22 protein-coding genes and 1 tRNA gene are annotated in these 24,530 nt (G+C 71.5%); 8 read left to right on the top strand and 15 right to left on the bottom strand.

Annotation, left to right across the window (positions count from 1 at the left end; genetic code table 11):
* Positions 1 to 36: 36 nt before the first annotated feature.
* The 3 genes from tilS to dacB all read right to left on the bottom strand — a co-directional run bounded on the left by tilS (position 37) and on the right by dacB (position 3,868).
* The gene (gene tilS / locus NE857_RS04450; RefSeq protein WP_254419932.1) at positions 37 to 1,014 is read right to left on the bottom strand and encodes a tRNA lysidine(34) synthetase TilS; all 978 of its coding nucleotides are present in this window, start codon (positions 1,012 to 1,014) and stop codon (positions 37 to 39) included.
* Entirely contained in the window at positions 1,011 to 2,090 is a 1,080-nt protein-coding gene (locus NE857_RS04445; protein WP_254421862.1) for a zinc-dependent metalloprotease, read from the bottom strand. The genes tilS and NE857_RS04445 overlap by 4 nt, the downstream gene beginning before the upstream one ends.
* A gap of 422 nt (positions 2,091 to 2,512) precedes the next feature.
* Positions 2,513 to 3,868 carry a D-alanyl-D-alanine carboxypeptidase/D-alanyl-D-alanine endopeptidase gene (dacB, locus tag NE857_RS04440; RefSeq protein WP_254419931.1) on the bottom strand — a complete coding sequence of 452 codons (1,356 nt, stop codon included), beginning with the start codon at positions 3,866 to 3,868 and terminating at the stop codon, positions 2,513 to 2,515.
* Between the two features lie 76 nt (positions 3,869 to 3,944).
* Here dacB and NE857_RS04435 point away from each other — a divergent pair, with 76 nt between their 5' ends.
* Positions 3,945 to 4,472, top strand: a complete 528-nt coding sequence (locus NE857_RS04435) for an inorganic diphosphatase (protein ID WP_193374412.1) — start codon at positions 3,945 to 3,947, stop codon at positions 4,470 to 4,472.
* Between the two features lie 68 nt (positions 4,473 to 4,540).
* Here NE857_RS04435 and NE857_RS04430 read toward each other — a convergent pair whose 3' ends face one another.
* Together NE857_RS04430 and NE857_RS04425 are read right to left on the bottom strand one after the other, a co-directional pair.
* The gene (locus NE857_RS04430) at positions 4,541 to 5,149 is read right to left on the bottom strand and encodes an RNA polymerase sigma factor (protein WP_254419930.1); all 609 of its coding nucleotides are present in this window, start codon (positions 5,147 to 5,149) and stop codon (positions 4,541 to 4,543) included.
* Positions 5,150 to 5,285: 136 nt separating this feature from the next.
* Positions 5,286 to 5,576: a hypothetical protein gene (locus NE857_RS04425; RefSeq protein WP_254419929.1), complete on the bottom strand. Its 291-nt coding sequence runs from the start codon at positions 5,574 to 5,576 to the stop codon at positions 5,286 to 5,288.
* 551 nt (positions 5,577 to 6,127) lie between these two features.
* On the opposite strand from NE857_RS04425, the gene NE857_RS04420 reads away from it, so the two are divergent.
* Positions 6,128 to 6,688, top strand: a complete 561-nt coding sequence (locus NE857_RS04420; protein WP_254419928.1) for a hypothetical protein — start codon at positions 6,128 to 6,130, stop codon at positions 6,686 to 6,688.
* A gap of 142 nt (positions 6,689 to 6,830) precedes the next feature.
* Here NE857_RS04420 and NE857_RS04415 read toward each other — a convergent pair whose 3' ends face one another.
* Both NE857_RS04415 and NE857_RS04410 read right to left on the bottom strand, forming a co-directional pair.
* Positions 6,831 to 7,220: a hypothetical protein gene (locus NE857_RS04415; protein ID WP_254419927.1), complete on the bottom strand. Its 390-nt coding sequence runs from the start codon at positions 7,218 to 7,220 to the stop codon at positions 6,831 to 6,833.
* Positions 7,221 to 7,278: 58 nt separating this feature from the next.
* Complete coding sequence (locus NE857_RS04410) at positions 7,279 to 7,494, bottom strand: hypothetical protein (protein WP_017578806.1); 216 nt, start codon at positions 7,492 to 7,494, stop codon at positions 7,279 to 7,281.
* A 165-nt stretch (positions 7,495 to 7,659) separates the two neighbouring features.
* On the opposite strand from NE857_RS04410, the gene NE857_RS04405 reads away from it, so the two are divergent.
* Together NE857_RS04405 and NE857_RS04400 are read left to right on the top strand one after the other, a co-directional pair.
* Positions 7,660 to 8,493, top strand: a complete 834-nt coding sequence (locus NE857_RS04405; protein ID WP_254419926.1) for an exonuclease domain-containing protein — start codon at positions 7,660 to 7,662, stop codon at positions 8,491 to 8,493.
* Between the two features lie 119 nt (positions 8,494 to 8,612).
* Positions 8,613 to 8,768, top strand: a complete 156-nt coding sequence (locus NE857_RS04400) for a hypothetical protein (protein WP_254419925.1) — start codon at positions 8,613 to 8,615, stop codon at positions 8,766 to 8,768.
* An 11-nt stretch (positions 8,769 to 8,779) separates the two neighbouring features.
* On the opposite strand, the gene NE857_RS04395 is transcribed toward NE857_RS04400, so the two are convergent.
* The 7 genes from NE857_RS04395 to NE857_RS04365 form a co-directional block, all read right to left on the bottom strand.
* Positions 8,780 to 9,133, bottom strand: a complete 354-nt coding sequence (locus NE857_RS04395) for a hypothetical protein (protein ID WP_254419924.1) — start codon at positions 9,131 to 9,133, stop codon at positions 8,780 to 8,782.
* Positions 9,134 to 9,443: 310 nt separating this feature from the next.
* Complete coding sequence (locus NE857_RS04390; protein WP_254419923.1) at positions 9,444 to 12,842, bottom strand: right-handed parallel beta-helix repeat-containing protein; 3,399 nt, start codon at positions 12,840 to 12,842, stop codon at positions 9,444 to 9,446.
* Positions 12,843 to 13,033: 191 nt separating this feature from the next.
* Complete coding sequence (locus tag NE857_RS04385; RefSeq protein ID WP_254419922.1) at positions 13,034 to 14,680, bottom strand: right-handed parallel beta-helix repeat-containing protein; 1,647 nt, start codon at positions 14,678 to 14,680, stop codon at positions 13,034 to 13,036.
* Between the two features lie 81 nt (positions 14,681 to 14,761).
* Entirely contained in the window at positions 14,762 to 16,402 is a 1,641-nt protein-coding gene (locus tag NE857_RS04380) for a right-handed parallel beta-helix repeat-containing protein (protein ID WP_254419921.1), read from the bottom strand.
* Positions 16,403 to 16,542: 140 nt separating this feature from the next.
* Positions 16,543 to 16,615, bottom strand: a tRNA-Thr gene (locus NE857_RS04375).
* A 92-nt stretch (positions 16,616 to 16,707) separates the two neighbouring features.
* Positions 16,708 to 18,201, bottom strand: coding sequence for an alpha/beta hydrolase (locus NE857_RS04370; RefSeq protein ID WP_425572156.1), 1,494 nt, complete (start codon positions 18,199 to 18,201; stop codon positions 16,708 to 16,710).
* Positions 18,202 to 18,400: 199 nt separating this feature from the next.
* Complete coding sequence (locus NE857_RS04365; RefSeq protein WP_254419919.1) at positions 18,401 to 19,573, bottom strand: DNA polymerase III subunit delta'; 1,173 nt, start codon at positions 19,571 to 19,573, stop codon at positions 18,401 to 18,403.
* Between the two features lie 233 nt (positions 19,574 to 19,806).
* Here NE857_RS04365 and NE857_RS04360 point away from each other — a divergent pair, with 233 nt between their 5' ends.
* The 4 genes from NE857_RS04360 to NE857_RS04345 all read left to right on the top strand — a co-directional run bounded on the left by NE857_RS04360 (position 19,807) and on the right by NE857_RS04345 (position 22,252).
* Entirely contained in the window at positions 19,807 to 19,980 is a 174-nt protein-coding gene (locus NE857_RS04360) for a hypothetical protein (RefSeq protein ID WP_254419918.1), read from the top strand.
* Between the two features lie 12 nt (positions 19,981 to 19,992).
* On the top strand, positions 19,993 to 20,199 hold the full coding sequence (locus NE857_RS04355; RefSeq protein WP_301184303.1) for a peptidoglycan-binding protein: 207 nt from the start codon (positions 19,993 to 19,995) through the stop codon (positions 20,197 to 20,199).
* On the top strand, positions 20,196 to 21,107 hold the full coding sequence (locus tag NE857_RS04350) for a hypothetical protein (RefSeq protein ID WP_254419917.1): 912 nt from the start codon (positions 20,196 to 20,198) through the stop codon (positions 21,105 to 21,107). Before NE857_RS04355 ends, NE857_RS04350 begins: the two co-directional genes overlap by 4 nt.
* A 365-nt stretch (positions 21,108 to 21,472) precedes the next feature.
* On the top strand, positions 21,473 to 22,252 hold the full coding sequence (locus NE857_RS04345; protein WP_254419916.1) for a hypothetical protein: 780 nt from the start codon (positions 21,473 to 21,475) through the stop codon (positions 22,250 to 22,252).
* A 141-nt stretch (positions 22,253 to 22,393) separates the two neighbouring features.
* On the opposite strand, the gene tmk is transcribed toward NE857_RS04345, so the two are convergent.
* Positions 22,394 to 24,511 (bottom strand): dTMP kinase, encoded by a 2,118-nt coding sequence (tmk, locus tag NE857_RS04340; RefSeq protein WP_254419915.1) that lies wholly within the window; start codon positions 24,509 to 24,511, stop codon positions 22,394 to 22,396.
* Positions 24,512 to 24,530 lie beyond the last annotated feature (19 nt).

Below are 24,530 nucleotides of genomic sequence, written 5' to 3'. Positions count from 1 at the left end.
GACGGGCTGCCCGGGACCGCGGAGTCAGCGCCCGGTTCAGCGTTCGAAGCGGACGCGACCTGCTGCGCGGCGCCCCCGGATCCCGGCGGGCAGGTCGATGTGGGCCTGTCCCCGCCATGCGGTGACCAGGCGATCCAGCTCACGTACATGGCGTGCGCTCAGCGCGCCGGCCGGGCAGCCCGCCTCAAGGGCGGCGCGGCGCAGAACACGGGTGCGCAGGGAGGGTTCGGCGCGCTCCAGCGGCGCCACGGCCAGGCTTCCGTCGGCCGCGCCCTCTCGGGCCTGTTCGTGGAGGGTGTCAGCGAGCGCGTCCAGGGTGTCGGCGTCCGAACGCAGCAGGGCGGCGGTCCTGGCCAGGGCCGCCGCGATCCCCGGGCCCAGGGTGCTCTCCAGGGCGGGCAGCGCCTCGTGGCGCACCCGGGAGCGGGCGAAGCGCGGGTCGCGGTTGTGCGGGTCCTCCCACGGGCTCAGACCCATCAGGGAGCAGGCCTCGCGGACGGTGGCGCGGTCCAGGTCCAACAGCGGGCGCAGGTAGTCGCCGGTGCGCGGGGCCATCCCGGCCAGGGAGCGGGCGCCCGAACCGCGGGCCAGCCCGAGCAGGACGGTCTCCGCCTGATCGTCGAGGGTGTGGCCGAGCAGGACCACCGCGGGGGCGTGCTCGGCGAGCGCCTCGTCCAGGGCGTCGTAACGGGCCCGCCGGGCCGCGGCCTCGGGACCGCCTCCCCCGCCGACCCGCACCGCGACGGCCCGGACGGGGTCCAGACCCAGCCCGCGCAGTACTTCGGCCACTTTCTCGGCGCGATCGCCCGAACCCTCCTGGAGCCCGTGGTCGACAGTGACGCCGCCCGCCGTGATCCCCAGCTTGGGCGCCTCGAAGGCCGCCGCGCCGGCCAGGGCCAGCGAGTCGGCCCCGCCGCTGCACGCCACCAGCGCGGTGGTCCCCCGGGGCAGGTCGGAGAGCACCCGCCGGACCGACGAACGGACGGCGGCCACGGCGGGGGGCGGACCGCTCACTCCGTGATGGCGGCGGGCCGCACGACCCGTTCGATCCACTGCGAGGGGCTGCGGATCTCCGCCAGCGTGGGCAGCGTCTCGCGCGAGGTCCACACCTTGTTGAAGTCGTCCATCCCGACCTGGGCGACGACCTGCCGCACGAAGGCGGCACCCTCCTCGTACTGCTTCATCTTGAGGTCCATGCCCAGGAGCTGGCGCATGACCCGGTCGAGGGGGTTGGGCGCCTGGCGCCGCTTCTGGAAACGGGCGCGGATGGTCTCCACCGAGGGCACGACCTCGGGGCCGACGGCGTCCATCACATAGTCGCCGTGTCCCTCGGCCAGGCTCATCACCGCGGTAATGCGATCCATGAGCTCGCCCTGCTCCGGGGTCTGGAAGGCGGTGAGCAGGTTGCCCTCGCCGCCCCGCACCGCGTCGGCCACCGCCTCGCCCGCCTGCCGGAGCCGGTCGATGAGGTCGGAGGCGTCCATCTCGGTGGACAGCAGGAGCTCCTGCATGAGCTCCTGGACGTGCTGGCGCAGCCACGGCGTGGCCGTGAACTGCATCCGGTGGGTCTCCTCGTGCAGGCAGACCCACAGCCGGAAGTCGCGCGGGTCGACATCCAGCTCACGTTCGGTGTTGACGATGTTGGGCGCCACCAGGGTCAGGCGACCGGTCGGCGAACTGCCGTCCGGGTCCGGTGGCAGGAAGAGTTCGTACTGGCCGAGGACCCGCCCGGCCAGGTAGGAGAGGACCGCTCCGAGCTGCACCCCGGTGATCCGCGAACCGACCGCGGAGGTCAGGTTCCCGGCCGGGCTGTTGTTCAGCCTCTCGGCACCCATCTGTTCCAGCACGGGTTCGAGAACAACCCGAAACCCGTCCACGTTGGCCCGAATCCATCCCGGGCGGTCAACAATGACCGCGGGCCCGGAGGGTTCGAGGGGGTTCATTCCGGTGAATTCGCGCACATGCCCGGCCGCCACGGTGGAAAGCTCGCGCAACTGCGCCACGGCCTGCCGTGCGTCGGACAGGTCCACCTGCGGCCCAGGGCGCACGAGGCGGACACCGGTGTTGACGGCTACGTCCCAGTCGATCACAGTCACACGGCCAGCCTACCCACGCGTCGCCTGTGAGCACGGGGATCAGGGCGCTATTTCAGGGCAGGCCCAGGGATTCCCCTGAGACCGGCCGAAAGCCCCGGCCCCATGGCCTGCGCAGACGCTCGCCCCAAGGGGGGTTCTTTTGCGTTCGTTCGCCGGGGAGGCCGATCTTCTGCAACTCAGTGCAAGACGAGACAAGCCGCTAGCGAGGAACGAGCCAGAGACAAGACTGCGCCGCAGGCGTCCGTTGAGGGTTGGTGGCGGGCGACGGGTGGGCGCAGGCGAGGATGCTGTGCTTGCTCAAACCCCAATCCCTCCGCAAAGGCGGAGAACAGCGGAAGAACCGTCGCGCGCCAGCGCGCCCGTTGAGGGCGGTGGCGGGCGACGGGCGGGCCAAAGCGAAGCGGAGGCCCAAAATGTCACGAGCAACCGCACCGGCTGAGGGCCGCGGCGAGCGTGTCGAGTTGGGGGCCGGAGGCTCCGGCGCTGTTGGCCATCAGGGCGAACACGAACACGTTGCCCTCCCGGTCGTGGATGGTCCCGGCCAGGGTGCTCACCCCGTCCAGGGTTCCGGTCTTGCCGCGGACCAGGCCCGCCGCGTCGTGGGAGCTGGAGAACTCCGAGTAGCGCCCGGCCAGGGTGCCGGTGGAGTTGGCGGTGGGCAGGCCGGTGACGGCCGCGTTGAACCGGGGCTCGTCGGCGGCCGCCTTGACCAGCTGGACCAGGGCACGCGGCGTGATGCGGTTCTCTGTGCTCAGGCCACTGTTGTCAGACAGGCTGACCCCCTCGATGCCCAGGTCGTCCATCACCCGGTGGGTGGCGGCCGCGCCTCCCGCGAAGGAGGGTTCCTCACCAAATTCCAGGGCGGCGATCCGGCTCATGGACTCGGCCATGTTGTTGTCACTGGCCAGCATCATGAACTCGACCAGGGCGCTCATCGGCATGGAGTCCACGGAGGCGACGGGATCGCCCGAGGCCTCGGCCTCGGCCGGGGAGCCCTCGACGGTCAGCCCGGCCCGCTCCAACTGGTCGGCGAAGGCCTCCGCTGCGGCCAGGGGCGGGTTCGGGGAGCGGGTGGACACGTCCGGGTCCACCCGGCCGCTGTCGACCATCAGCGCGTGGATGGTCGCCGTGCTGCCCTCGGTGACGTAGTTGGGCTTCCAACCGGGTCCGGTCTCCGATCCGGTGAACAGGGAGTCGTCGTAGCCGACCGAGACCGCGTCCGCCCCCAGGCCGGCGAGGGCGGCAGCGGTGTCCTCGGCGAGCTCCGACAGGGTCGCTGCCTGCGGGTAAGCTGCGGGGTCGGCGGTGGCGGTCAGTGTCGCGTCGCCCCCACCACGCAGCACCACGCGGTTCGCTCCGGGATCGAAATAGGCCTCGGTCCGCAGCACGTGGTCGGGGCCGACGGCATCCAGAACGGTGACCGCCGTGGCGATCTTCGTCGTCGACGCCGGGGTCACCGGGGTGTCCGCGTCCCGTTCGAAGAGTGTCTCTCCCGTCACGCCGTCAACCACGTAACCGGAGAGGCCCTCCTCAAGCCCGGAGGATGACATGGGATCATCAAGAATGTCCGCGATCCGAGCCGGGTCCGCCGGAGTCGGGGCCGCGGGTGCAACCGCCGCCACGCCGTCGGCGTGCGTGACGGGGTTGGGCACCGCCGGAAGCGGTCGTGCCTCGATCACGTCCAGGGCGACGAACCCGGTGATCAGCACGAATATGTTGAGCAGGGCCAGCGCGAGGAACGCCTCGCCTCGTACCCGTCGCACCCGGGGCACCTGCCCTTCCTTCGGTGTCGCGGTCTGACGTTGTAGTTATACGGCGACATTAGTCGCATTGGGAGCCGAGATCAGCATGGAATTCGACGTTACGATCGAGATCCCCAAGGGGGAGCGCAACAAGTACGAGGTGGACCACGAGACCGGTCGTATCCGTCTCGACCGCATGCTGTTCACCTCCACGACCTACCCCGCCGACTACGGCTTCGTCGAGGGCACCCTCGGCGAGGACGGCGACCCCTTGGACGCTCTTGTCCTGCTCAAGGCCCCGACCTTCCCGGGCTGCCTGATCCGGGCACGCGCCATCGGCATGTTCCGCATGCGTGACGAGGCGGGCGGCGACGACAAGCTGCTGTGCGTTCCGGCGACGGACCCGCGCCAGGAGCACCTGCGTGACATTCACCACGTCAACGAGTTCGAGCGCCTCGAGATCGAACACTTCTTCACCGTGTACAAGGACCTTGAGCCCGGCAAGTCCGTCGAGGGCGCCAGCTGGGTCGGCCGCCACGAGGCCGAGCAGGAGATCATCGCCTCGGTGAAGCGCGCCGAGGAGGCCGGCATGCACGGCGACTCCTCGCACATCATCACCAACGAGGACAAGTAACCCCCGACGCCACCACGCGTCTCGGTTGCCTTTGTCAGGCCCGGCAGGTTTTCCCCGCCGGGCCTTCGTCATGCCCGAGCCACTCCCTGCGGGTCTGCACAGCTCAGGAGCACGTCGTCCGTGCCCAGTTCGTGGACGGGGTCGCGGACCAGCGCGTAACCGGCCAGCGCGAGCACCAGCAGCGCGCACAGCACAGCGACGATCAGCGGCACCAGGGACAGCCCGGCCGGGAACCGCGGAGTTTCGGGCCGCAGCGGGAAGCCGTCATCGCCGAAGCGGTCGGCCCGGGCCGCGACGTGGGTGCGGTAGCCGTCCAGTTCGGGGCCGCTCATCCCGTTGAGGACCCTGGCCCGGACCATCTCCGTCCGCTCCGGCAGGGACAGGGGCCGACAGTCGCCGGGCCAGGGCGCGCGGAGCTGCCGGTACCGCACGCACTCGACCTCCGTCACCGCGTGCAGCCACTCCCCCAGGAGCTCGGGGTCCGGCAGTCGGCCGATGTGCGCGCGGGCGACGATCAGCGTGTCTCTGAGGACGACGTGCGCGGCGTCCCTGTCCCGCAGGACCAGGATGCAACGCCGGTACAGCTCCTCTCCATAGGCGTCGAGGAGCTTGCTGTAGGCGTCCGCCGGCGGGACCCGGCCGGAGCTCAGCACGTACAGAAGATCCCGGTCCGTCATAGCCCTAGAATCTACGCCGCGGACGGGGTGCTACCCCCCGGTTCGGTGAAAGACACGCCGCTGCCCGCTCTCCCCGCAGCGCCTCTGATCTGCACGGGGCGCTCTTCTCAGCGCCGTACTCGCGGGGAATGTGATCTCAGTCCGGGGGGTTCCGAGGGCGGGGGCCGCGCGGGGGGTCCGTCTGGCCGTCCGGGTCGGTGGCGGGGTCTTCGGGCGGTTCGGGGCCGGGGTCGGGCCCCGGATCGACGAACAGGAAGCCCGCGTAGCGGGAACGCGCCCACAGCAGCACGTAGGTGAGCACGGTCAGGAAGGCGACCAGCAGCGCTGCCTCGGGCCCCAGGAAGCCGAGCGCCATCACACCGGCGGCGACCACGACGAGGGCACGCACCAGTACACGCGCCCACAGGCCCGGTGCCTGGGGGCTCAAGGCTGCCCTCTGGGGACGGACGGCTGCACGGCCACTCCTGTCGCTACGGCTGTACTGGGGGATGGGTCCCGGACCGGCGGACGCGCCGTGTTCTCGGGTTCCACATGTCACCACCACCGGGCGCCGCCCGCAACATGTTCCGGGCGGACCGGTGAGCTGTACGACACGCACGATTTCCGGCGTTCGCTTGACGCACGACCGGCTTTGCTGGTCTCCTTACTTTCATGTATCCGCGCACCCGCACCGACGCCACGGCTCGTACGACCCCCTGGGTCTCCTGCCACCTGGCCCGTGCGGCGTGTCCGTGTTGTCGTCACTGAGTCGTAGCCGAGGGGTCTGAGTCGACCGACCCCGCCCGACCAGTCCGTGAGCGGCCTCCACCCTCTGGTGTGACGGGCCCGCGAGCGAGCTCCACCTGGGTGATTCTCCCCTCCGAACGCACGTTCGGAGCGGCCGCCCCTGCCGCCCCGGCACTGCCGGGGCCCTCTGACGACATACCCGCGGCCCCGGTCACACGACCCGGCCGCGTACACGTGAAGGATCTTCTCACGATGCCCCAGCAGGCCTCCGCGACGACCGCTCTCCGCCCCGGCACGACCGAGCACACTCCCCACCCGCGCGCCGCGTCCGTCTCGCTCGACGGGATCGGCGACGTGATCGACGCGGGTCGCACCTCCGGCTACGCCCACCTGAGCGAACGCCGCCTGCCCACTCTCGGACAGCTGGTCTCCGCGGCCCGCGGCGCCGCTTCCTCGCTGCTCCGGCCGACCCTGTGGCCGACCCGGCGCGGCCATTGGCAGCCCGCCCCGCGCAGCGCCCGACGGCACGTGAGCGGCCGGTTCCGGGTGACCACGGTCGCCCTCGAACCCAACAGCTTCGTGCCCGGCCCGGCCCGGCGCTCCGACCGCCCGCACACTATGGAGGTATTGCACCTGGTCAGTGGTCGTGCGCACCTGATCACCTCCGGCGCCGACGGTCAGATGCGTTCGGCCGCCGAGCTGGCGCTCGGGCGGACCCGCGTGGTGAGCGGCACCGGCATCGCCGCGCAGGACCACCACTACCTGGTGAACACCGGCGACGAGGTGGCCGTCCTGGTCCGGGTGACCGCCTGACCGTCTCAGGGAATCGCCTGAGCGCTGCGGCGAACCGCCTGGTGGTCTCGGGGAACCGCTGGGCCGTTGCGGAGAACCGCCCGAACACTCCAGCGAACCGACAGGCCGCTTGCGGAACCCGTCCGGGAAATCACGCGGGGGCTCACTCATGGCGGCCCCCGTCCGGGACCGAGGCGCGCAGCGCCCCGTCCACCGCCTCGACGGCGCGGAGGACGTCCGCGGTGCGCTGCCCCTCCGCGAGGTAGGCGTTCATGACCTGGTCGAGGGCGTGCGGCGGCAACTGGTCGCGTAGGTCCACGCGGGCCGTGCGGTACCCCTCCCGGGCCGCCTCCAGTGCCGCGGAGACGTACTGGCGCGCCAGCCGGGAAAGGGCCGCGGGGTGGCGCCGCAGGACCCCGTGCAACCGGTAATCGGCCGGCACGTGGTCGAACAACCATTCCAGGGCCGTCCGCTCGAAGGAGTCCGACCCGGGTGGGTGCACACTCGCGGGCCAGTCCGGCGTCAGGGACTGATCGGGCATACCACACAGCATACCCGTTGTTCGAAAACATGTTCGATATCCACAGCCCCGAGATCGGGGATTCCTCCGATCAGTCGGGGCTGTCGGCCTCTTCCTTGTCCGTCTCCTCGGCCGTCCGCCTCTCCAACTCCACCCGGATCGCCTGTTCGGCCGCATCCACGGCGGCCCGGGCGGTGATGGCGTTGGTGTGTGCCCGGTCCAGTTCCTCCAACAGGATGCAGTCGAACGAGACCCGCGCATCGTGGATAGCGGCTTCCAGCTGACGTGATGCCTCTTCCAGACTCATGTCCCTTCACCTCCCCAGAAGAAGGCCCTCGCACACACCCGCCCCACCAGCCCCTTTCCCGACCCGCCCCGGACTGTCACCGCCCGGACCTACGATGGTCCCGAATCGCCGCTGCTCACAGCGGCCAACCAGGTATCGGGCCACCGCCCGGCCGGAGAGGAATCCATGCGCAACCGCTTCCCCGGCACCTGCGTCACCTGTTCGGTCCGGGTGGAGAGCGGGGCGGGTTTCGTCGTCAAGGAGAGCGGGCGCTGGCGCACCCACTGCGCCGACCACGAACCGCGCCCGGCCCCTCCCGCACGCGGCGGCCACACCGGCTGGCACACCACCGACCTCGCCGGGTTCGACACCGAGACCTCCTCCCCCGACCCGGCCACCGCCTTCCTGGTCTCGGCCGCCGTGGTGGACCTCGACGGCGGTCGGCGCACCTGGCTGGTCGACCCCGGTGAGAAGGAGATCCCCGCCGGAGCGGTGGCCGTCCACGGCATCAGCACCGAGCGGGCCCGCGCCGAGGGGCGTCCGGCCGCGGAGTGTCTTGAGGAGATCACCGCGGCCCTGGCCGGGCACCTGGACGGCGGCCGGGGGCTGGTGGTGTTCAACGCGCCCTACGACCTCACACTGTTGGACGCCGAACGGCGCAGGCACGGCCTGGGCCCGCTCTCCAAGGCTCTCGGCGGCCCCGTGGAGCCCGTCGTGGACCCGCTGGTGATCGACCGGGGCCTGGAGCCCTTCCGGCGCGGCAAGCGCACGCTGGGCGCCCTGTGCGAGTACTACGGGGTCGCGCTGACCGAAGCGCACACCGCTGGGGGCGACGCCGCGGCCGCGCTGGCCCTGGCCGAGGAGATCGGTGCCCGCCACCCCGAGGCGGCGGCGCTCACCCTGCCGGAACTGCACCGGCGGCAGGTGGAGTGGGCCGGGGAGTTCGCCCGCAGGCGCCAGGAGTGGCTGGACCGGGAGAAGCCGGACCACGGAACGGTGGTCGACGGCACCTGGCCCTGACCCCCTGATCCGGGGCGCACGCCCCGGATCAGGCGGCGCCGCGCCGGCCGGTATGGAGAGGGGGCCGGCGGGGTAGGTCACTGGTCGGCCCGAAGCACGCTGACCGACCAGGAGCGCACATGGTCTACCTCATCCTCGTCCTGCTGGCGATCTGGCTGGTCCTCGCCATCCTCGGCATCGTGATCAGAGGGCTGTTCTGGCTGGCCGTGATCGGCGGCCTGCTGTTCGTCGCGACCGCTGTGTGGGGCTGGCTGCAGAACCGCCAGCGCACCTGACCAGAACCGGCTCAGGGTTCCAGCGCGGGCCGCCCCTCCTCGCCCAGGCGCCGCACGACCCGCCGCGCCCGGCTCTCGTCACCGCCCAGGCGCGTCCGGACCAGCCGGACCGCCTCGTCGGCGCGCCCCAGCGCGACCAGGTTGCGCGCCCGGGAGAGCACCTCGGCGGGGAGTTCGTCGGGATCGCGCTGGATCGGCACGTACCCGCCCACGTGGTTCCCGTGTTCGGCCCTCGGGGGCGGCTCCGGCTCCGCCACGGCGACGCGCGCCTCCATGTGGGCCAGGACACGGCGCAGGGCGTAGGAACCACCGCCGAGCACGATCACCGCGCCCATCAGGGCGAACAACATGAACAACAGACTCATATCGCCCACCTACCCACACTTCGGACACGGCAGGCTCAACGCCGATACACGCGGAGTAATCATTCCCCCAAGCCCACCCGTCACCCACCACCACCCTCAACCGACACCTACGGCGCAGCACCCCTCCCCGTCACCCACCACCACCCTCAACCGACACCTACGGCGCAGCACCCCCTCCCCGTCACCCACCACCACCCTCAACCGACACCTACGGCGCAGCACCCCCTCCCCGTCACCCACCACCACCCTCAACCGACACCTACGGCGCAGCACCCCCTCCCCGTCACCCACCACCACCCTCAACCGACACCTACGGCGTAGCACCCCCCACGCCCCGTTCCGGGAGGTCCTCCGGCAGCAGGGTCTGGAGCTCGGCCACGTCGGGGCTGCCCCCCGCCTGCGCCGCCGCCTCGATCCGCCGCGCCTGCCGGGTCACGCTCGCCTCGAACAGCGCCCGCACCCGGTGCCCGTTCTCCTCGGTGAACCGCCCGCCGTCCGCCCCGACCACCTCCGCGAGCGCCCGCCGGGTCGCTTCCGGGACCCGGAGGTCGGCCCGCTCGGCCATCACCGCGAAGACCCCCACCAGCTCCTCCCGGCCGTAGGGAGCGAACTCCACCGTCCCGGAGAACCGCGAGGCCAGCTCGGGGCTACCCGACAGGAACCCGGACATCTCCCGGGAGCGACCGGACACGATCACCACGACCTCACCGCGGTGCTCATCCATGAGTTCGAGCAGGGTGTCGACCACGTCCTGACCGACCCCGCGACCCCCGGTGAAGTCCCTGGTCAGTACATCCGCGTCCGTCACGTACAGCAACCCGCCGCGTGCCCGCTCGAACAACTCACGCGTGCGCCGCGCCACCTGCCCCGGCCCGCGCTGCCCCGGCGGTCCCACCAGGTGCCCCGGCCCGGCCTCGACCAGGTGCCCCCGGGCCAGTACCCCCAACGCCGCCAACAGCTCGCCGTAGAGCCGCGCCACCGTGCTCCGCCCGGTCCCGCTCGGTCCCAGGAACACCAGGTGGCGTGCGGCGGGCACGGCCTCCCCCTCCGTCCGCCGCGCCGACGCCAGAAGATCCGCGAACCCCCGCACCTGGCGTTTGGCCTCGGCCAGGCCCACCATGCCGTCCAGACTGGCCAGCAGCGCGCGCACCCGGGCCCCGTCGCGCGACCCGCCCGGCCCGGAGGCCACCGCGGCCTCCAGGTCGGCGGGCCGGAGCTGTGTGAGGTCCTCCACGGTCTGGTAGTCGCCCGCCACGATCCGGCCCGCCTGGGCCCGCAGCGCCTCCTCGAACACCCGGCGCGCCTCGCTGCCGTTACCGAAACCCTCTCCGCGCGGAACCTCCCCGCGCGGCCGCCCCCGGAAGTGCCGGACCAGGAGGTCGCGTGTGCCCTGCCCCAGGGTGTAGCCCTGGGCCTCGACCATCCCCTCGAAGATCCCGCCCAGCTGCTCCGGCGAGTAGTCCTCGAACTCGATGGTGCGCGCCACCCGGGCCCGCAGCGCCGGGTTCACTTCGAGGAAGTCCCGCATCGGCCCGGTCCTCCCGGAGAAGACCACCACGACCTCGTCACGCAGTTCCTTCATGAGCCTGATGAGGGTGTCCACGGCCTCCTGCCCGCCGACGCCCTCAGGGCCCGGGCGCGCACCGGCCGTACCCGCACCGTCGTCCAGGAGCTCGTAGGCCTCATCCACGAACAACACCCCGCCCCGCGCCCGCTCCACCAGATCGGCGGTCTTGCGCGCCGTCCCCCCGGGCTGCTCGGCCACCAGGTCCGCCCGCGAGACCTCCAGCAGCTGCCCCTTGCCCAGCACCCCCAGCGAACGCAGGATCTCCCCGTAGAGGCGGGCCACGGTCGTCTTCCCGGTCCCGGACGGGCCCGAGAACACCAGGTGGCGGCTGACGTTGAGCGCCGGAAAACCCGCCTCCACCCGCTTGGCGCTCACCAACTGGAAGTTGACGAGGGAACGGATCTCCTTCTTCACCCGCTCCAGCCCCACCATCCCCTCCAGCTCGGCGAGCAGCGATTCCAACGGTCGCGCCCGGTCCCGGACCGCGCTCTCACCCGGCCCCCTGGCCGCAGCGCCTCCCCCCGGCTGGACCGCGCCCGCACCCGGGACGCTCGAACCGGCCTGGTCGCCGTCCCCGCCCCGGTTCCCGCTGAAGGTGCTCTCCTCCAGGTACACCGACGCGCTGCCCGCGGCCCACAGGCCCTCTTCCTCGTTGCCGGACACGGTGCACCGCACCAGGCGCACCCGGCCGCCGTCCTCCACCATGATCCCGTCGCCCCGGCCGTCGCGGACGGCGGTGTCCTCCAGGGCGGCGACCCCGCCCTCCCCCACCCGGACGCCGCGCTCCCCGCTGCCGGACAGGGTGCAGGAGCGGAGTGTGACGTGCCCGCCCTGGACGTAGACCGCGTCCTCCCCGCAGTCGGACAGGTCAGCGTGGTGCAGCTGGATCTCGGTGCCGTCGAGGATGTTCAGGCCGTCCTCGCGCGCGTCGCGCAGCACCATGCCGCGCACCGTGAGCGTGGCGTCCTCACGGCTGTGGATGCCCGAACCCACGTCGTGGCCGACGATGTCCTCGAAGAACCCGCGGCCGCCCACCACGATGGCCATCGGTCCGTGCCAGCGGCTCACCCGTAGGTCGCTCACCTCGAACCGGGAGCGCACAGCGGCGATCGCGCCCCGCTCCTTCTCCCCGCTCTCAGCCACGGACATCCCCGAGACGGTGACCCTGGCCCCGTCGGCGACCAGCAGCGCGGCCTTGCCGATCCGGGTGCAGCGCAGATCGGTGATGGTCGCCTCGCCGCCGTCCACGAGAACGGCGTCGGTGGCGGCGCCGGTCACCGTCAGCCCCTGTGCGGTGAGCCTGCCGCCCTCGATCGCCACCCCGGTGCGGGTGGCGCCGGTGATCTCGCAGTCGTTCAGGGCTGCCTCGGAGTCCCCGTGGACGAAGACCGCGTCCGTGTCCTTCTTCCGAGCACCCTCCACCACCATGCGGGTGAAGGTCGCCTTGGAGCGCTCGTAAACCCGCACCGGCCAGTCGTGGGAACCGGTCACCCTCAGGTCCGTGAACTCCGGCCGGGCCCGGTCCCGCACGTAGACCCCGCCGCCGTCCACCAGCGCGCAGTCGACGAACTCCGGCGCGGAGTCGGCGACGTAGAGGGTGTGCCAGTCGTCGTGGGCCCCGGTGAAGACCGTCCCGCTGAACTTCGGCGCGCACTTGCCCTGGACGGCGACCACCGCACCGGCGAAGTAGCATTCGCGCACGCTGCCCTCGCTGCCGTCCCACAGCAGCCCGCTGTCCTCGAATCGGCAGCCGACGATCTCCGCGCGGGCGCCCACCACGTTGACCCTCCTGGGCGCGGTGAAGACGCAGTCGACCGCCTTGAGCCGGGCTCCCTTCTGCACGTACAGCGGCGGGTACTCCGCCGAGGAGCTGCGCACGCAGATCCCGTGGATCTCGAGTGCGCCGCCCTCGTGGACGTTGAACACGTTGGTCTCGTTGGCCGCGACGACCGTCACCGTTCCGGCACCTTCGGCGGGGGTGATGACCACGCGCCGCTGCACCCCGATGACCAGCGGCTCCACGTACTCCCCCGGGTCCACGACCAGGTGGATCCCGTTCGCCCGGTAGCGGTGGTCCCGCACCGCCTTCCCCAGCGAGGAAACGGCGGCGGGGTCTGTCTTCGAGACGCGGACCGTGATCATCCATCGACTCCCAAGGGGTATCGGCCCCGGCGCCGCGCCGGAGAGTCTGCGCTAAGTACCGTATCCACCTGGGCCGCCGGGAACCCGGGACAGCGCACACACGTGTGGCCAGGGTCGGTCAACACCCCCGGAACCGCAGGTCACTCCTCTGGGGCCCCGCCGACACCCTCGGGTCAGGCCTCGGCCGGTTTCTACTCGGAGTACACCCAGTCGCCGCCCTCGTTGTCCCGGAGGACGACGTCGCGCATCTCCACGACCGCGTCCGGGTGCGCCTGGACGCCCGCCAGCGCGTTGCCGGTGATCCGGGAGCGGCGCAGGGTCGCCCGGCTCTCGGCGTCGGCGACCATGAGCCCGGCGGAGGACGAGTTCCGGACGTCGACGTCCTCCAGGGTGAGCGACCCGCCGTTGTCGACCCCCACCGCGTTGTACCCGGATCCGCTGATCGACACCGAGCGCAGCGTGAGATCTCCCGCGTCGGCGAACGCCAGACCGTAGCCCTGGTTGTCGGTGAGCTTCGCGTCCACGACCTCCACGACCGATCCGGACAGCGCGGTGACCATGTTCGCTTCGACCCGGGAGCACACGAACCCGTCGACCCGGACCGTACTGTCCTCCTCCGCGCCGATACCACTTCGGCTGTTCTCGACGGTCACCCCGGTCAGGTTGGCGCGGCAGCCCCAGGCTCCGACCGCGGCCCCGGTGAGCCCCGACACCCGGAGTCCGTCCACCTCCAGGCTCCCCTGCCACGCACGCAACCCGCACCAGGCCCCTTCGGTCTCCGGGGGCTGGTCCCCGATCTCCACGTCGGACAGGGTCAGCCGCGCATCGGTCCCGCGGACCGCGTTCCCGCCCACTCCCCGGAAGACGAGGCTCCGGCCGTTGAGCGCGCTCTCCTTCACTGAAATACCGTGCACGCGGACGTCCTCGATCGTCAGCCCGTCGAGGATCACCCTCGCACCCGAGTTCAACGTCAGGCCGTTTCTCCTGCCCCCGGTGATCCGGGCGTTCCCGATGAAGGCCTCCGCGCCCAGGTAGACGGAGACGGAGCTCTCCCCGTCCGCCTCCGGGTCCTGTCGGCCTTCCACCAGGAGCCCCGAGAACTCGGCCCTGGTGCCCTCGTGCACGACGCTGATCGCGGCGGTCCGGTCGCTGGTGAACGAGAGGTTCTCGAACCGGGCCCGACCCTTCTCGCTGACGTTGACCGCCGTGCTCGAGCCGACCGGGCCCGCGTCGGTCAGCACGCAGTCGGTGACCTTCGCGGTGGCCCCGCGGATGCCCAGCGTGGGCAAGGGGTTCTCCCCGCCCGCGAGGTACCCGGTGAACTCCACGGAGTGCACGGTGGCCTCGGCCCCGTACTGGATGTGCAGCACGGCCCGCTCGAAGTGGCAGTCGCTGAGCTGTCCGCCGCCCCCGTGCCAAACGATCCCGCCGTTCTCGAACCGACAGTTCACCACCTCGTCATCGGAGTGGCGTCCGCCCAGCCTCAGGGCGGAGGCCGTGTCGAACACGCAGTCGGCCAGCTTGACCCGCCCCGCTTCCGACGCGGTCACCACCGGCTCCGCCGACGCCGAACGGACGAGCAGCCCGTACAGCTCCAACGCACCCCGCACGTGGAAGAGCCCGTCGTCCCCGGCGGCCGAGATCCGCACCGTGCCGGGCCCTTCGGTCGGTACCACCAGCAGCTGCCGGAAGACCCGGATGGACCGCGTCTCCTCGTACTCACCGGGTTCGATGTGGACGTACAGGTCCTCGGAGCCGTCCAGGCGTTCGTCCGTGACCGCCTCCCGCAGCGAACGGTAGGCGTGCGGGGCGGTCTTCGAGACACGGACGGCGTACAACGCTGCTCCTGGAGAGGTGAGGGGGCCGCTGCTTGGGCGGGGAGGGGCTGTGCGGGTTCGGCGGAACAGGAGCCAGCCAGCTCACTCCGTCTCGACGTCGAGGTGGGCCCGATCCCCGCCCTCGTTGTCCCGGATCACGGTGTCCTGTGTCTCCACGACCGTCTCCGGGTGCGTCTGAAGGCCTGCCCCCGCGTTGCCGGTGATCCGGGAACGGAGTAGCTTCACCTGGCTCTTCGGACCTCGCACGCTGACCCCGACGCCGTGCCCGTCCCGGACCACGGTGTCCTCCAGAGTCAGCTCAGCGCCCTCCTCGACCGCCGCCCCGGCCCCGGCGGTACCGCTGACCGTCACCGAGGTCAGGTTGAGGGAGCCGCCCCGGGACCACACCGCCGTGTCCCCGGTACCGGAGACCAGGGCGTCCACCACCGTCAGGGAACCCCTGTCGTTCGTGCTGAAAGCCGCTGCCCCGCTCTCGGTGACCCGCGCGCCGTGCACCCTGACCGTGCTGATCCCGAGGGCCATGACCGGTTTCCACACGCGCTCAGCGGAGACCGACGTCAGGGTCGCCTGGGAGTCGTCGGAAGTCAGGATCACCGCTCCGGTCAGATCCGAGGCCCTGGCCCCGTCCGCGTCCAACCGGCTGTCCGACAGGTAGAAGCCGCTGGCATCGTTTTCGGCACCGGGGAGCATGGCCGTGAACTCGACGTCCGCCAGCTCGATCCGGCTCCGGAGAGCCGCGATCGCGTACGAACCCAGTCGTCTGCAGACGAGCCCGCGGCCCGAGAGTCTGCTCTCCTTAACGAAGAAGGCCTGTGCTCCGGTGTTCTCGACGACCAGGTCCTCGACCGTGACCGTTCCTCTCTCGCTCACCGTCACGGCGGTGGAAGCGGCACCGACAGCATCGATCCGGCTGGCCGCGAAGCTGACCTCGGCGCCCAGTCCGATGGCGATCCCGGACTTCTCGTTGGTCCATGCGGTCAGGCTGAATCCGTTGAAGGCGACACGGGTGCCCTCGCCGACCGCGAGTACCGAGTAGTCCGGGCTGCCGGTGATCGAGAGGTTGTGGAACCGGGCGTCGGACCCGTCTTTGACGATGAGCGAACCGCCTTTGGCTTTCCCGAAGCCGGTCATGACGCAGTCGGTCACCGTGACGCTGGAGTCGGCGATGGTCAGGGAACCTTGGTCATAGTCGCTGAACCGCACCGAGCTGACTGTGGGGTTGACAGCGCGCCAGAAGGTCAGGCCCGCCCCTCGGAAGACGGCGTCGCGCACGAAGCCGCCGGTCCCCCGCTTCCAGTAGAGATCGCAGCCGTCGAAGCGGCAGTTGACCACCTCGGTACCGTCCCCGTTGACCTCGACCTCGGTGCCGGAGGTGAACACGCTGTCGACGGCCTTGAACCGGCTCCCCTGCTCCGCGAGGACCGTCGGGGAGTCCGACGTGTCGGTCCCGCCCCGCACGTGGATCCCGTACAGCTCCAGTACGCCCCGGTCCCCCTTCACGACGAACACACTGTCCGCCGCCACGGAGATCTCCACGGTGCCGGGCCCCCCGACCGGAACGATCATGACCCTGGAGGTGATCTGCAGGGCGTAGGGCTCCGCGTACCGGCCCGGCTCCACGTGGAGGTACAGGTCCGTGTTCGCGTACCGGGCGTCCCGAAGGACCGCCCGCAGTGAGGCGAACGCGTGGGGGTCGGTCTGTGAGACCCGGGCGGTGTACATCCGAATGCTCCCGGTTCGGGGGACTGTGTGCGCTACGTACCGTAGCGCCACCGCCGGGCAGCCTGCCGTCGTCCCCGGGGGCCGGCCCCGTCAACGCCTCAGGCCCGTCCGGGATCTCCCGGACGGGCCTGAGGTGGCTGAGCCGCCTATCGGAATCGAACCGATGACCTATTCATTACGAGTGAATCGCTCTGCCGACTGAGCTAAGGCGGCACACCGGCACGTGTTGCACGTGCCGAAGCAGAAACCAGTCTAACGCCTCCGTTGAGTGGCGCGTACCGTTTTCCCGGCCGCCCGGGTCGCGGCTAGCCGACCTCGTCCGCGCGAGGACCGGCACAGGCCATCCCGTCGTCCGGTACGGCCAGTTCCAGCAGGTAGTCGTCGACCATCGTGTCCACGCAGTCATCGCCCATGCGGTAGCCGGTGTGGCCGTCGCCGTCCCGGGTGACCAGGAAACCCGAGTCCAGCTGGGCGGCGAGCGCCTCGGACCAGGCATAGGGGGTGGCGGAGTCGCGTGTGGTGCCCACCACCATGATCGGGTCGGTGCCCGGGGCGTTGAGCTCGGCGAGCGGGGCCACGGCCTCCTCCGGCCAGAACGCGCAGGTCAGAGCACCCCAGGCCAGCATCGGGCCGAACATCGGCGATTCCTGGGCGGCCTCGGCCGCCGCCTCCGCGTAGGCCTCCACCTCGCGGGGCGCCTCCGAGTCCGAGCAGTTCACGGCGACGAGCGCCGCGGTGGAGTTCTCGTACTCGGCCAGGTCGCCGCGCCCGTACAGGTCGTCGCCGAGCAGCAGCAGTCCGGTGCCGTCGCCGCCCTCCATGGCGTCGGTGAGCGCCTCGCGCACCCGCGGCCACCAGTTCTCGGTGTACAGGGCCGCGAGCACGCCCAGCTCGGCGCGGGCCCGGTTGACCTCGCGGTCGTCGTCGGTGGCACTGCTGAGTGGCTCGGCCGCCGTGTCCGCCAGGAAGTCGTCCAGAACCGCGATGCCCTGGTCGACGCTGTCCCCCGGGCTACCGAGGGGGCAGTCGGGTCTGGTCAGGCAGTCCTCGACGAAGGAGCGCAGCGCCGTCTCGAAACCGGTGGCCTGCTGCACGCTCACACTCAGCTGGTCCTGGCTGGGGTCGACCGCGCCGTCGAGCACCAGGGCGCGAACCCGCTCCGGGAACTGCTCGGCGTACTGCGCGCCGATGTGCGTGCCGTAGGAGGCGCCGAGGTAGGTGAGCTGCTCGTCGCCGAGCAGCCCGCGCAGCACGTCCATGTCGCGGGCGACGTCGGCGGTGCCGATGTTGCGCATCAGCTCGGGGTCGTTCTCCTCGCAGGCCTCGACGAAGGCGCGGCTCTTGGCCTCGATCTGGTCGAGCCCCTCGGGGCTGAGGTCGGCGAGGTCGTCGGCCTCGCCGCCGCCGTAGTCGGTTCCGAGGTAGTCGTCGATCTCCTCGGCGTCAAGACAGGTCAGCGGGGTGCTGCGGCCCACGCCGCGCGGGTCGAAACCGACCACGTCGAAGCTCTCCCGCACCGCCTCGCTGACGGTGTAGGGGGCGTGGTCGACGAAGTCGAAGCCGGAGCCGCCGGGGCCGCCGGGGTTGACCAGCAGGGAGCCGATGACGTCGTCGCCGGTGGCGGGGAAGCGCTTGACCGCGATCTCGATCCGCTCCCCGTCGGGGGCCTCGTAGTCCAGCGGCACCTCGAAGACCGTGCACTCGCTGCCGGGCAGGCCGCTGTCGCACTCCTCCCAGAGGAGCTCCTGCTCCGCGACGTCCACCCGGGTGCCGTCACCGCCGCCGTCCTCGTCGGCCATGTCGCCGCCCGCCGTACAGCCGGAGACCAGCACCGCCCCGGTGAGCAGTACCGCCAACGGACCCCGAAGTCTCGTCCCCACCCGTAACCGCCTTCACTCGAATCCCGTAGCCGCACCATTCTCCCGGGCTCCGCGACCGCCCGTATCCCGGGCCCGCCGCCCCGAAGTGCCGGGACCCGCCCCCGGCCCGCCTCGTGTCCTAGCCCGCCAGGAGCGCGGAGGTCATCGCCTCCATGGCGATCTGCGGGTGCACGTTGGCCGCGATCCGACCGCGGCAGGCCATGATCGCGTCGATCCTTCTGAGCGTGGACTCAGGGGTACCGGAACGGGCGATCCGCTCCAGGTCGCCGGAGCGCTCGGCGGTGGACAGCTCCACCGTCGCGCCCAGCTGGAGGGCGAGCACGTCCCGGTAGAAGGCGGCCAGGTCGAGCAGGGCCCGGTCGTAGGAGTCCCGCTTGATCCGGGTGGCCCTGCGCTTTTGCCGTTCGTCCAGGTCCTTGAGGGCCCCCGCCGCGCCGCGGACCGCCTTGGCCACGCCCTTGCCGGTGGAACCCTCGCCGAAGGCCGCCTTGAGGTCGTCCTTCTCCTTCTCGTTGAGGGCGGTGGTGAGCGCCTTGGACTCCTCCTCGGCGATCTCGAACAGGCGCGCGGCCGCGGTCACGCAGGCGCCGAGTCCGTCCAGCCCGGCCGGGATGGACAGGACCTCCTCCCGGCGGCGGCGCGCCTCCGGGTCGGTGGCCAGCTGCCGGGCGCGGTCCACCCGTCCCGCGGCGGCTCTGGCGGCGGCCTCGGCGGTGACCGTGTCCACCCCGTCCCGCTGGACGAGGGCGTCGACGATCTGTCTGGTGCCGGGACTGGCCAGGGTGACCAGGCGGCAGCGGGAGCGGATGGTGATGAGCAGGTCGTCCGGGGTGGGGGTGCACAGCAGCCACACCGTGCGCGGCGAGGGTTCCTCCACTGCCTTGAGCAGCGCGTTGGAGGCGGCCTCGGTGGCCCGGTCGGCGTCCTCGAAGAGCACGATCCGGAAGTTCCCGCCGGACGGCTTGGACCCGGCACGGAGCACGAGGTCACGGGTGGCGGCCACACCGAAGCTCAGCCCGCTGGGCTGCACGTAGAGCATGTCCGGGTGGGTTCCGGTCAGCACCTGATGGCAGGAGTCGCAATGTCCGCAGCCCCCGGCCGGGCATTGGAGGGCGGCCGCGAAGGCACGCGCCGCCTCCTCCCGGCCGGAGCCGGGCGGGCCGGTGAACAGCCAGGCGTGGGTCATGCCGGCGCCGCGCCCCCCGGCCAGGAGATCGGCCGCACCGGCCACGGCGCGCTTCAGCTGTGCGCTCGCCGCCGCCTGGCCGACGAGGTCGTCGAAGACCGTCAAGCTTTCCCCCCGGACCGCATGGAATGTCAGGCTTCCACAATAGGAGCCCGCACCGACACCCGATCCGTTTTCCACAGGCCTTTCCCGGACCCTCTCCCCCATCCCGGTGAAGCGGTCACCGACGCGACCCCCGCCCTCCGGTTGTCCGCACGGCCGGACCAGGCCAGAAGGGGCCCGAAAGTGAACACGGGCTCCGCGGACGGGGGCGCCGCCCACTCACGGAAGGGGAACACGTGTCGAAGGCACGCGGGATCACCATGCTGATCGCGTCGGGCGCCATGGTCGCGGGGGTCGGGCTCACCGGGGCTCCGGCCGCGCTGGCAGACGGCCCGAACACGCCTCCCGAGGTGGTCGCCACCGTCGAGGCCGCGTCGTGGCCCGTCCTCTCGGAGGGTGACAGCCGCTGAGAGGTATCGGTCGTGAAGTCCATGCTCTTCGACTTCGGCTACCTCGACGTCGTCCACGCTGTCGAGCACTTCGACGAGCGGCTCACGGCCGCCGTCAAGGACTACCAGACGGCCAAGGGACTCACCGCGGACGGCGTAGTGGGTCCCCGGACGGGACACGGTCGCGCCGATCCTACGATAATGAACCCGTCCACCCCCGACCGCACGGAGCGCCGGTGAGCCAGCCACCTCCCCCTCAGCCACCGCATGGCCCACAGCACTCCTCCGGACCGCAGCACTTCCCCTCCGGCCCGCACCGGTCCCCGTACGGGCCGCCCGCACCGCCCGAAAGCCTGTCCACCGGCGCCAAGATCGCCCTCGGCGGTGCCGCCGCGGGCACGGTCCTGCTGGTCCTCATCCTCATCGGATACTTCGTGTGGGTGCGCCCCGGGGGAACCTCCGTCGTCGCCGAACCGCCGCCCTCCCCCTCCGGGGCCGTCGAGCCCGAGGGAGAGGAGGAGCCACAGGACGGGCCGCAGGACCCGCCCGGAGACAGGGACGGGGACGAGGACGCACCCCAGGACCCGGGCACCCCGCCGGAGTTCGCCGACTTCGAGGTCCAGGAGTTCAGCGGGAGCGGCCGGACCACCGTCGAGATCGAGACCGACGAGGAGCCGCGGATCCTCTCCATCAGCAACAAGGGGGCCGGGGGCATCTCCGTGTGGTCCGTGGACTCCGAGGCCGAGACGCAATGGGAGCTGATCCGCCGGGGAGGCGGGTACGAGGGGCGCCTCCTGTTGGCCCCGCCGAGCCTGATCGACGACTACGACGCCCTGCTGATCCACGCCGACGGCGACTGGGAGATCAGCCTGGAGCCGCTGTCGGCCGCGGACCACTGGGAGGCCACCGAGACGGAGTACGGCGGCAGCGGTGACGATGTCGTCCAGCTGCTCTGGTCCCCGGACAACTTCTCCACGCTGGACGTGACCCACACGGGATCGGGCAACTTCTCCCTGCGCTCCTACGACAACACCGCCACCAGTTCGCTGGTCAACGAGATCGGCGACTACGAAGGCCAGATGACGCTGACCCCGCGGACCGTCCTGATCGAGGTCCAGTCCCAGGGCTCCTGGACCATCACCCGCTGACCCCGCCCGGCAGGGCGCCGAGACTCGCGCTCCCACCCCGCGGGCATCCCGGCTACATTGGGCACCGACACTCGCCCCCGCTCAGCGAACGTGCACCTTTTCATCCCCCATGAGAGCCCGGAGCGCACGTGACCCAGCCCCCTCCCCCGCCCCAGCCTCCGTACGGCCCCGGTGGCCCAGGCGGCCCGCAAGGCCCTCCGCCTCCCCACGGCCCCGGCGGCCAAGGCCCCCAGCAACCCCCCTACGGCCCCGGCGGCCCGCAAGGCCCTCCGCCTCCCTACGGCCCCGGCGGCCCAGGCGGCCCCGGCGGCCCAGGCCCCCAGCAACCCCCCTACGGCCCGCCGCAGCAACCGCAGCAGCGATCCATGTCCACCGGCGCCAAGGTCGGGCTCGGCTGCGGATCCCTCTTCGTGATCCTCCTCGTCCTCGCCGTCATCGGCGCCTGCATGTCAGCGCTCTCCGGCGGCACCACCACAGCCGACCCCCGCCCCGCGGTCACGGCGGAGGAGAGCGAGGAGGAGCAGGCGGAGGAAACCGCCGAGGTCGAGGCGGCCGTGGAGGACGAGGAACCCGAGGAGGAGGAAACGGAGGAGGCACCGGCCTTCCCCGAGCACGAGACCCTGGAGTTCAGCGGGACCGGCGACACCGTCGTCGAGGTCGAATTCCACGACGACGCGCGCATCGCACGGTTCAGTCACAACGGATCCTCGAACTTCGCCGTGTGGGCCCTGGACTCCGAGGGCGGCAACAGCGACCTGCTGGTCAACGAGATCGGCTCCTACGACGGGAGCGTGCTCTACAACGGAGGCCCCCGCGAGGAGATGGCCGCGCTGGAGATCAGCGCCGACGGGGCCTGGGAGATCTCCCTGGAACCGCTGTCGGCCGCGACCACCTGGGGTGACTCCGACGACGAGTTCACCGGCAGTGGCGACGACGTCGTCCAGCTGGAGTGGACCCCTGAAGGGCTCACCACCCTGGACATGGCCCACGACGGCTCGAGCAACTTCGCGATCTGGGGTTACACCGACACCAGCCGCGACCTGCTCGCCAACGAGATCGGCTCCTACGACGGGCAGACGACCCTGACCGCGGGCACTCTCATCCTGGCGGTCACCGCGGACGGCACCTGGACGCTCACCCGCTGACCCCGCCCGTAGCGGACCGAACAGCCCGAAGGGCCCCTCCCACCGCTGGGGTTCCAGCGGTGGGAGGGGCCCCTCGTACGTTCTCGGGACGCTGTCCAGCGCCCGGTCAGGCGCCCGCCAGGCGCCCGGCTACACGTGCTGTTACGCCTCCTGCTCGGGGCGGATCACCGGGATCATGCCCGTGACCGCCTCCGAGCTGGAGTCGATCGGGTCGGGCAGCAGCGGACGCAACCGGCGCTGGATCTCCCGGGTGATCTTCTCCTGCGGCTCCCGGGCGTCGAGCACCAGGTAGCGGTCCGGGTTGGCCTCGGCCAGCGAGCGGAAGCCCTTGCGGACCCTGGTGTGGAACTCCACCGACTCCGACTCGATGCGGTCGGCCGGGCCGCCCAGGCGCGACAGGCCGTCCTCGGGCCGCACGTCCAGCAGCACCGTGAGGTCCGGAACCAGGCCCTGGGTGGCCCAGGCGCTGATCTCGCCCACGTCCTCCACCGCCAGGTCGCGCCCGGCGCCCTGGTAGGCGAGCAGGGAGTCCACGTAGCGGTCGCTGATCACCACGGCGCCGCGGCGCAGCGCCGGAAGGATCTCCTGCTCGACGTGGTCGGCCTTGTCCGCCGCGTAGAGGAGCACCTCGGCGCGGTCGGTGATGTGCGAGTTCTCGCGGTCCAGCAGAATGCCGCGCAGCCGCATACCGAGCTTGGTGGCACCCGGCTGGCGGGTGCCCACCACCTCGAAGCCCTGGTCGCGCAGCCACACCGTCAGCTCGCGCACCTGGGTGGACTTGCCCGCGCCCTCGCCGCCCTCCAGCACGATGAAGGCACCGGTGAGCCGGGCCTCCTCCTCTTCTTCGGCCGTGGGGGTAACCCCGCGCAGGGCCGCGAAGAGTTCGGGGAGCAGGCCGGGCCCGGCCTCCGGGTCGCCGGTGTTGGCCTGCCGGTAGGCGACGACCGCCGCGACGACCGCGATCAGGCCGCCCGCCATCAGGACCAGGCCGCTGCCGTACAGGTCGTAGGTGAGCGGTCCGCCCAGCGGGATCTCGTGGTCACCGGCGAACCCGGCGGCCAGCGGGGCCAGGACAGCGCCCAGGAGCAGGGCGAGGCGGCCGGTGCCGTGCAGGAGGGCGAACGCGGAGTCGCGCTGCTCCTCCTCCACCTCCACGCTGATCAGCCCGGTTCCGATCACCCAGGTCAGACCGGCGCCCAGGCCCAGGACGAGGGCCAGGACCGCGGAGAGCACCATGTCGGAGATGGCGCCGGTGAACAGCAGGGCCAGCGCGCCCAGGACGACGGCCAACCCGAGCAGGCGGCGTCGGCTGAACTGCTTGAGGACGCGCGGCCCGGAGACCACGCCCAGCCCCAGGCCCAGGAAGAGCGCGGCGACCAGGACGCCGAAACCGGCGTTGCCCGCGCCGAGGTTCTCCACGTGCGGTCGGCCCACGCCGAGGACGAGACCGCCCGCGGCCGCCGTGACGGCCAGGCCGGTGACCACACCGCGGACCAACGGGCCGCTGCCGACCGCGGTGCGACCGGCGAGGACCGCGTGGATCGTGTTCGCGTCCCGGTTGGGGCTCAGCGAACCCTTGGACACCGCGTGCTTGGGCAGCGGCAGCGAGGCGACGACGATCGCCGCGACGAAGAACGTCAGGGCGTTGAGGTAGAGGGCGACGTCAGCCTCGGGGTTGGCCATGGACGGCACGAGCGCGCCGAGCAGGTTGCTGACCGAGGCCAGCGCGGCGAACAGCAGGGCGGCGACCGGCGCGGCCCCGTAGGTCGCCAGCAAGGTCAGTTTGTTGGCCTGGCCGAGCATCCGCTTGGGGACGAGGGTGGGGATCGTGGCGTCCCGGGCGGGGGTCCACAGGAGCGCGACGATCTCCGCGAGCAGGCTCGCGATCAGCAGCCACTGCAGCGCGAAGCCGGAGGACAGCAGCCCGACGACCGGGATGGAAACGTAGAGGAGACCGCGCAGCACGTCGCCGCCGACCATCGTCCACCGCCGGTCCAGCCGGTCCGCGAGAGACCCGACGAGGGGGCTGAGCAGGACCGCGGGGGCGAGTTTGATGGCGACGACGCCGGTGACGGCGAGATAGTGGACGAGTGTGGAGCTTTCGGCGGTGAAGATGGCCGCGAGGGACACCAACGCCAGCAGGCTCAGCCAGTCCCCGAGGTTGGAGAGGGAAAGCGAGATCCACAGCCTTCTGAAGGGTGTGATCGCGAGGACGTTCTGCGCCTCGGCCGGCGCTCCCAGGGGTGCAGATCTGCTCATAGCGCTCAAGATTATCGAT

The organism is Nocardiopsis exhalans (assembly GCF_024134545.1).
Lineage (GTDB): Bacteria > Actinomycetota > Actinomycetes > Streptosporangiales > Streptosporangiaceae > Nocardiopsis > Nocardiopsis exhalans.
Note: the sequence above shows the minus strand (reverse complement) of the source record. Positions and strands in the feature narration are given on the sequence as shown.

Coding starts and splice junctions, on each gene's coding strand:
- NE857_RS04435 (WP_193374412.1), top strand. CDS start 3,945: ATGGAATTCGACGTTACGATCGAGATCCCCAAGGGGGAGCGCAACAAG.
- NE857_RS04430 (WP_254419930.1), bottom strand. CDS start 5,149: ATGACGGACCGGGATCTTCTGTACGTGCTGAGCTCCGGCCGGGTCCCG.
- NE857_RS04420 (WP_254419928.1), top strand. CDS start 6,128: ATGCCCCAGCAGGCCTCCGCGACGACCGCTCTCCGCCCCGGCACGACC.
- NE857_RS04415 (WP_254419927.1), bottom strand. CDS start 7,220: ATGCTGTGTGGTATGCCCGATCAGTCCCTGACGCCGGACTGGCCCGCG.
- NE857_RS04410 (WP_017578806.1), bottom strand. CDS start 7,494: ATGAGTCTGGAAGAGGCATCACGTCAGCTGGAAGCCGCTATCCACGAT.
- NE857_RS04405 (WP_254419926.1), top strand. CDS start 7,660: ATGCGCAACCGCTTCCCCGGCACCTGCGTCACCTGTTCGGTCCGGGTG.
- NE857_RS04400 (WP_254419925.1), top strand. CDS start 8,613: ATGGTCTACCTCATCCTCGTCCTGCTGGCGATCTGGCTGGTCCTCGCC.
- NE857_RS04395 (WP_254419924.1), bottom strand. CDS start 9,133: ATGAGTCTGTTGTTCATGTTGTTCGCCCTGATGGGCGCGGTGATCGTG.
- NE857_RS04390 (WP_254419923.1), bottom strand. CDS start 12,842: ATGATCACGGTCCGCGTCTCGAAGACAGACCCCGCCGCCGTTTCCTCG.
- NE857_RS04380 (WP_254419921.1), bottom strand. CDS start 16,402: ATGTACACCGCCCGGGTCTCACAGACCGACCCCCACGCGTTCGCCTCA.
- NE857_RS04370 (WP_425572156.1), bottom strand. CDS start 18,201: ATGGCCGACGAGGACGGCGGCGGTGACGGCACCCGGGTGGACGTCGCG.
- NE857_RS04345 (WP_254419916.1), top strand. CDS start 21,473: ATGTCCACCGGCGCCAAGGTCGGGCTCGGCTGCGGATCCCTCTTCGTG.
- tmk (WP_254419915.1), bottom strand. CDS start 24,511: ATGAGCAGATCTGCACCCCTGGGAGCGCCGGCCGAGGCGCAGAACGTC.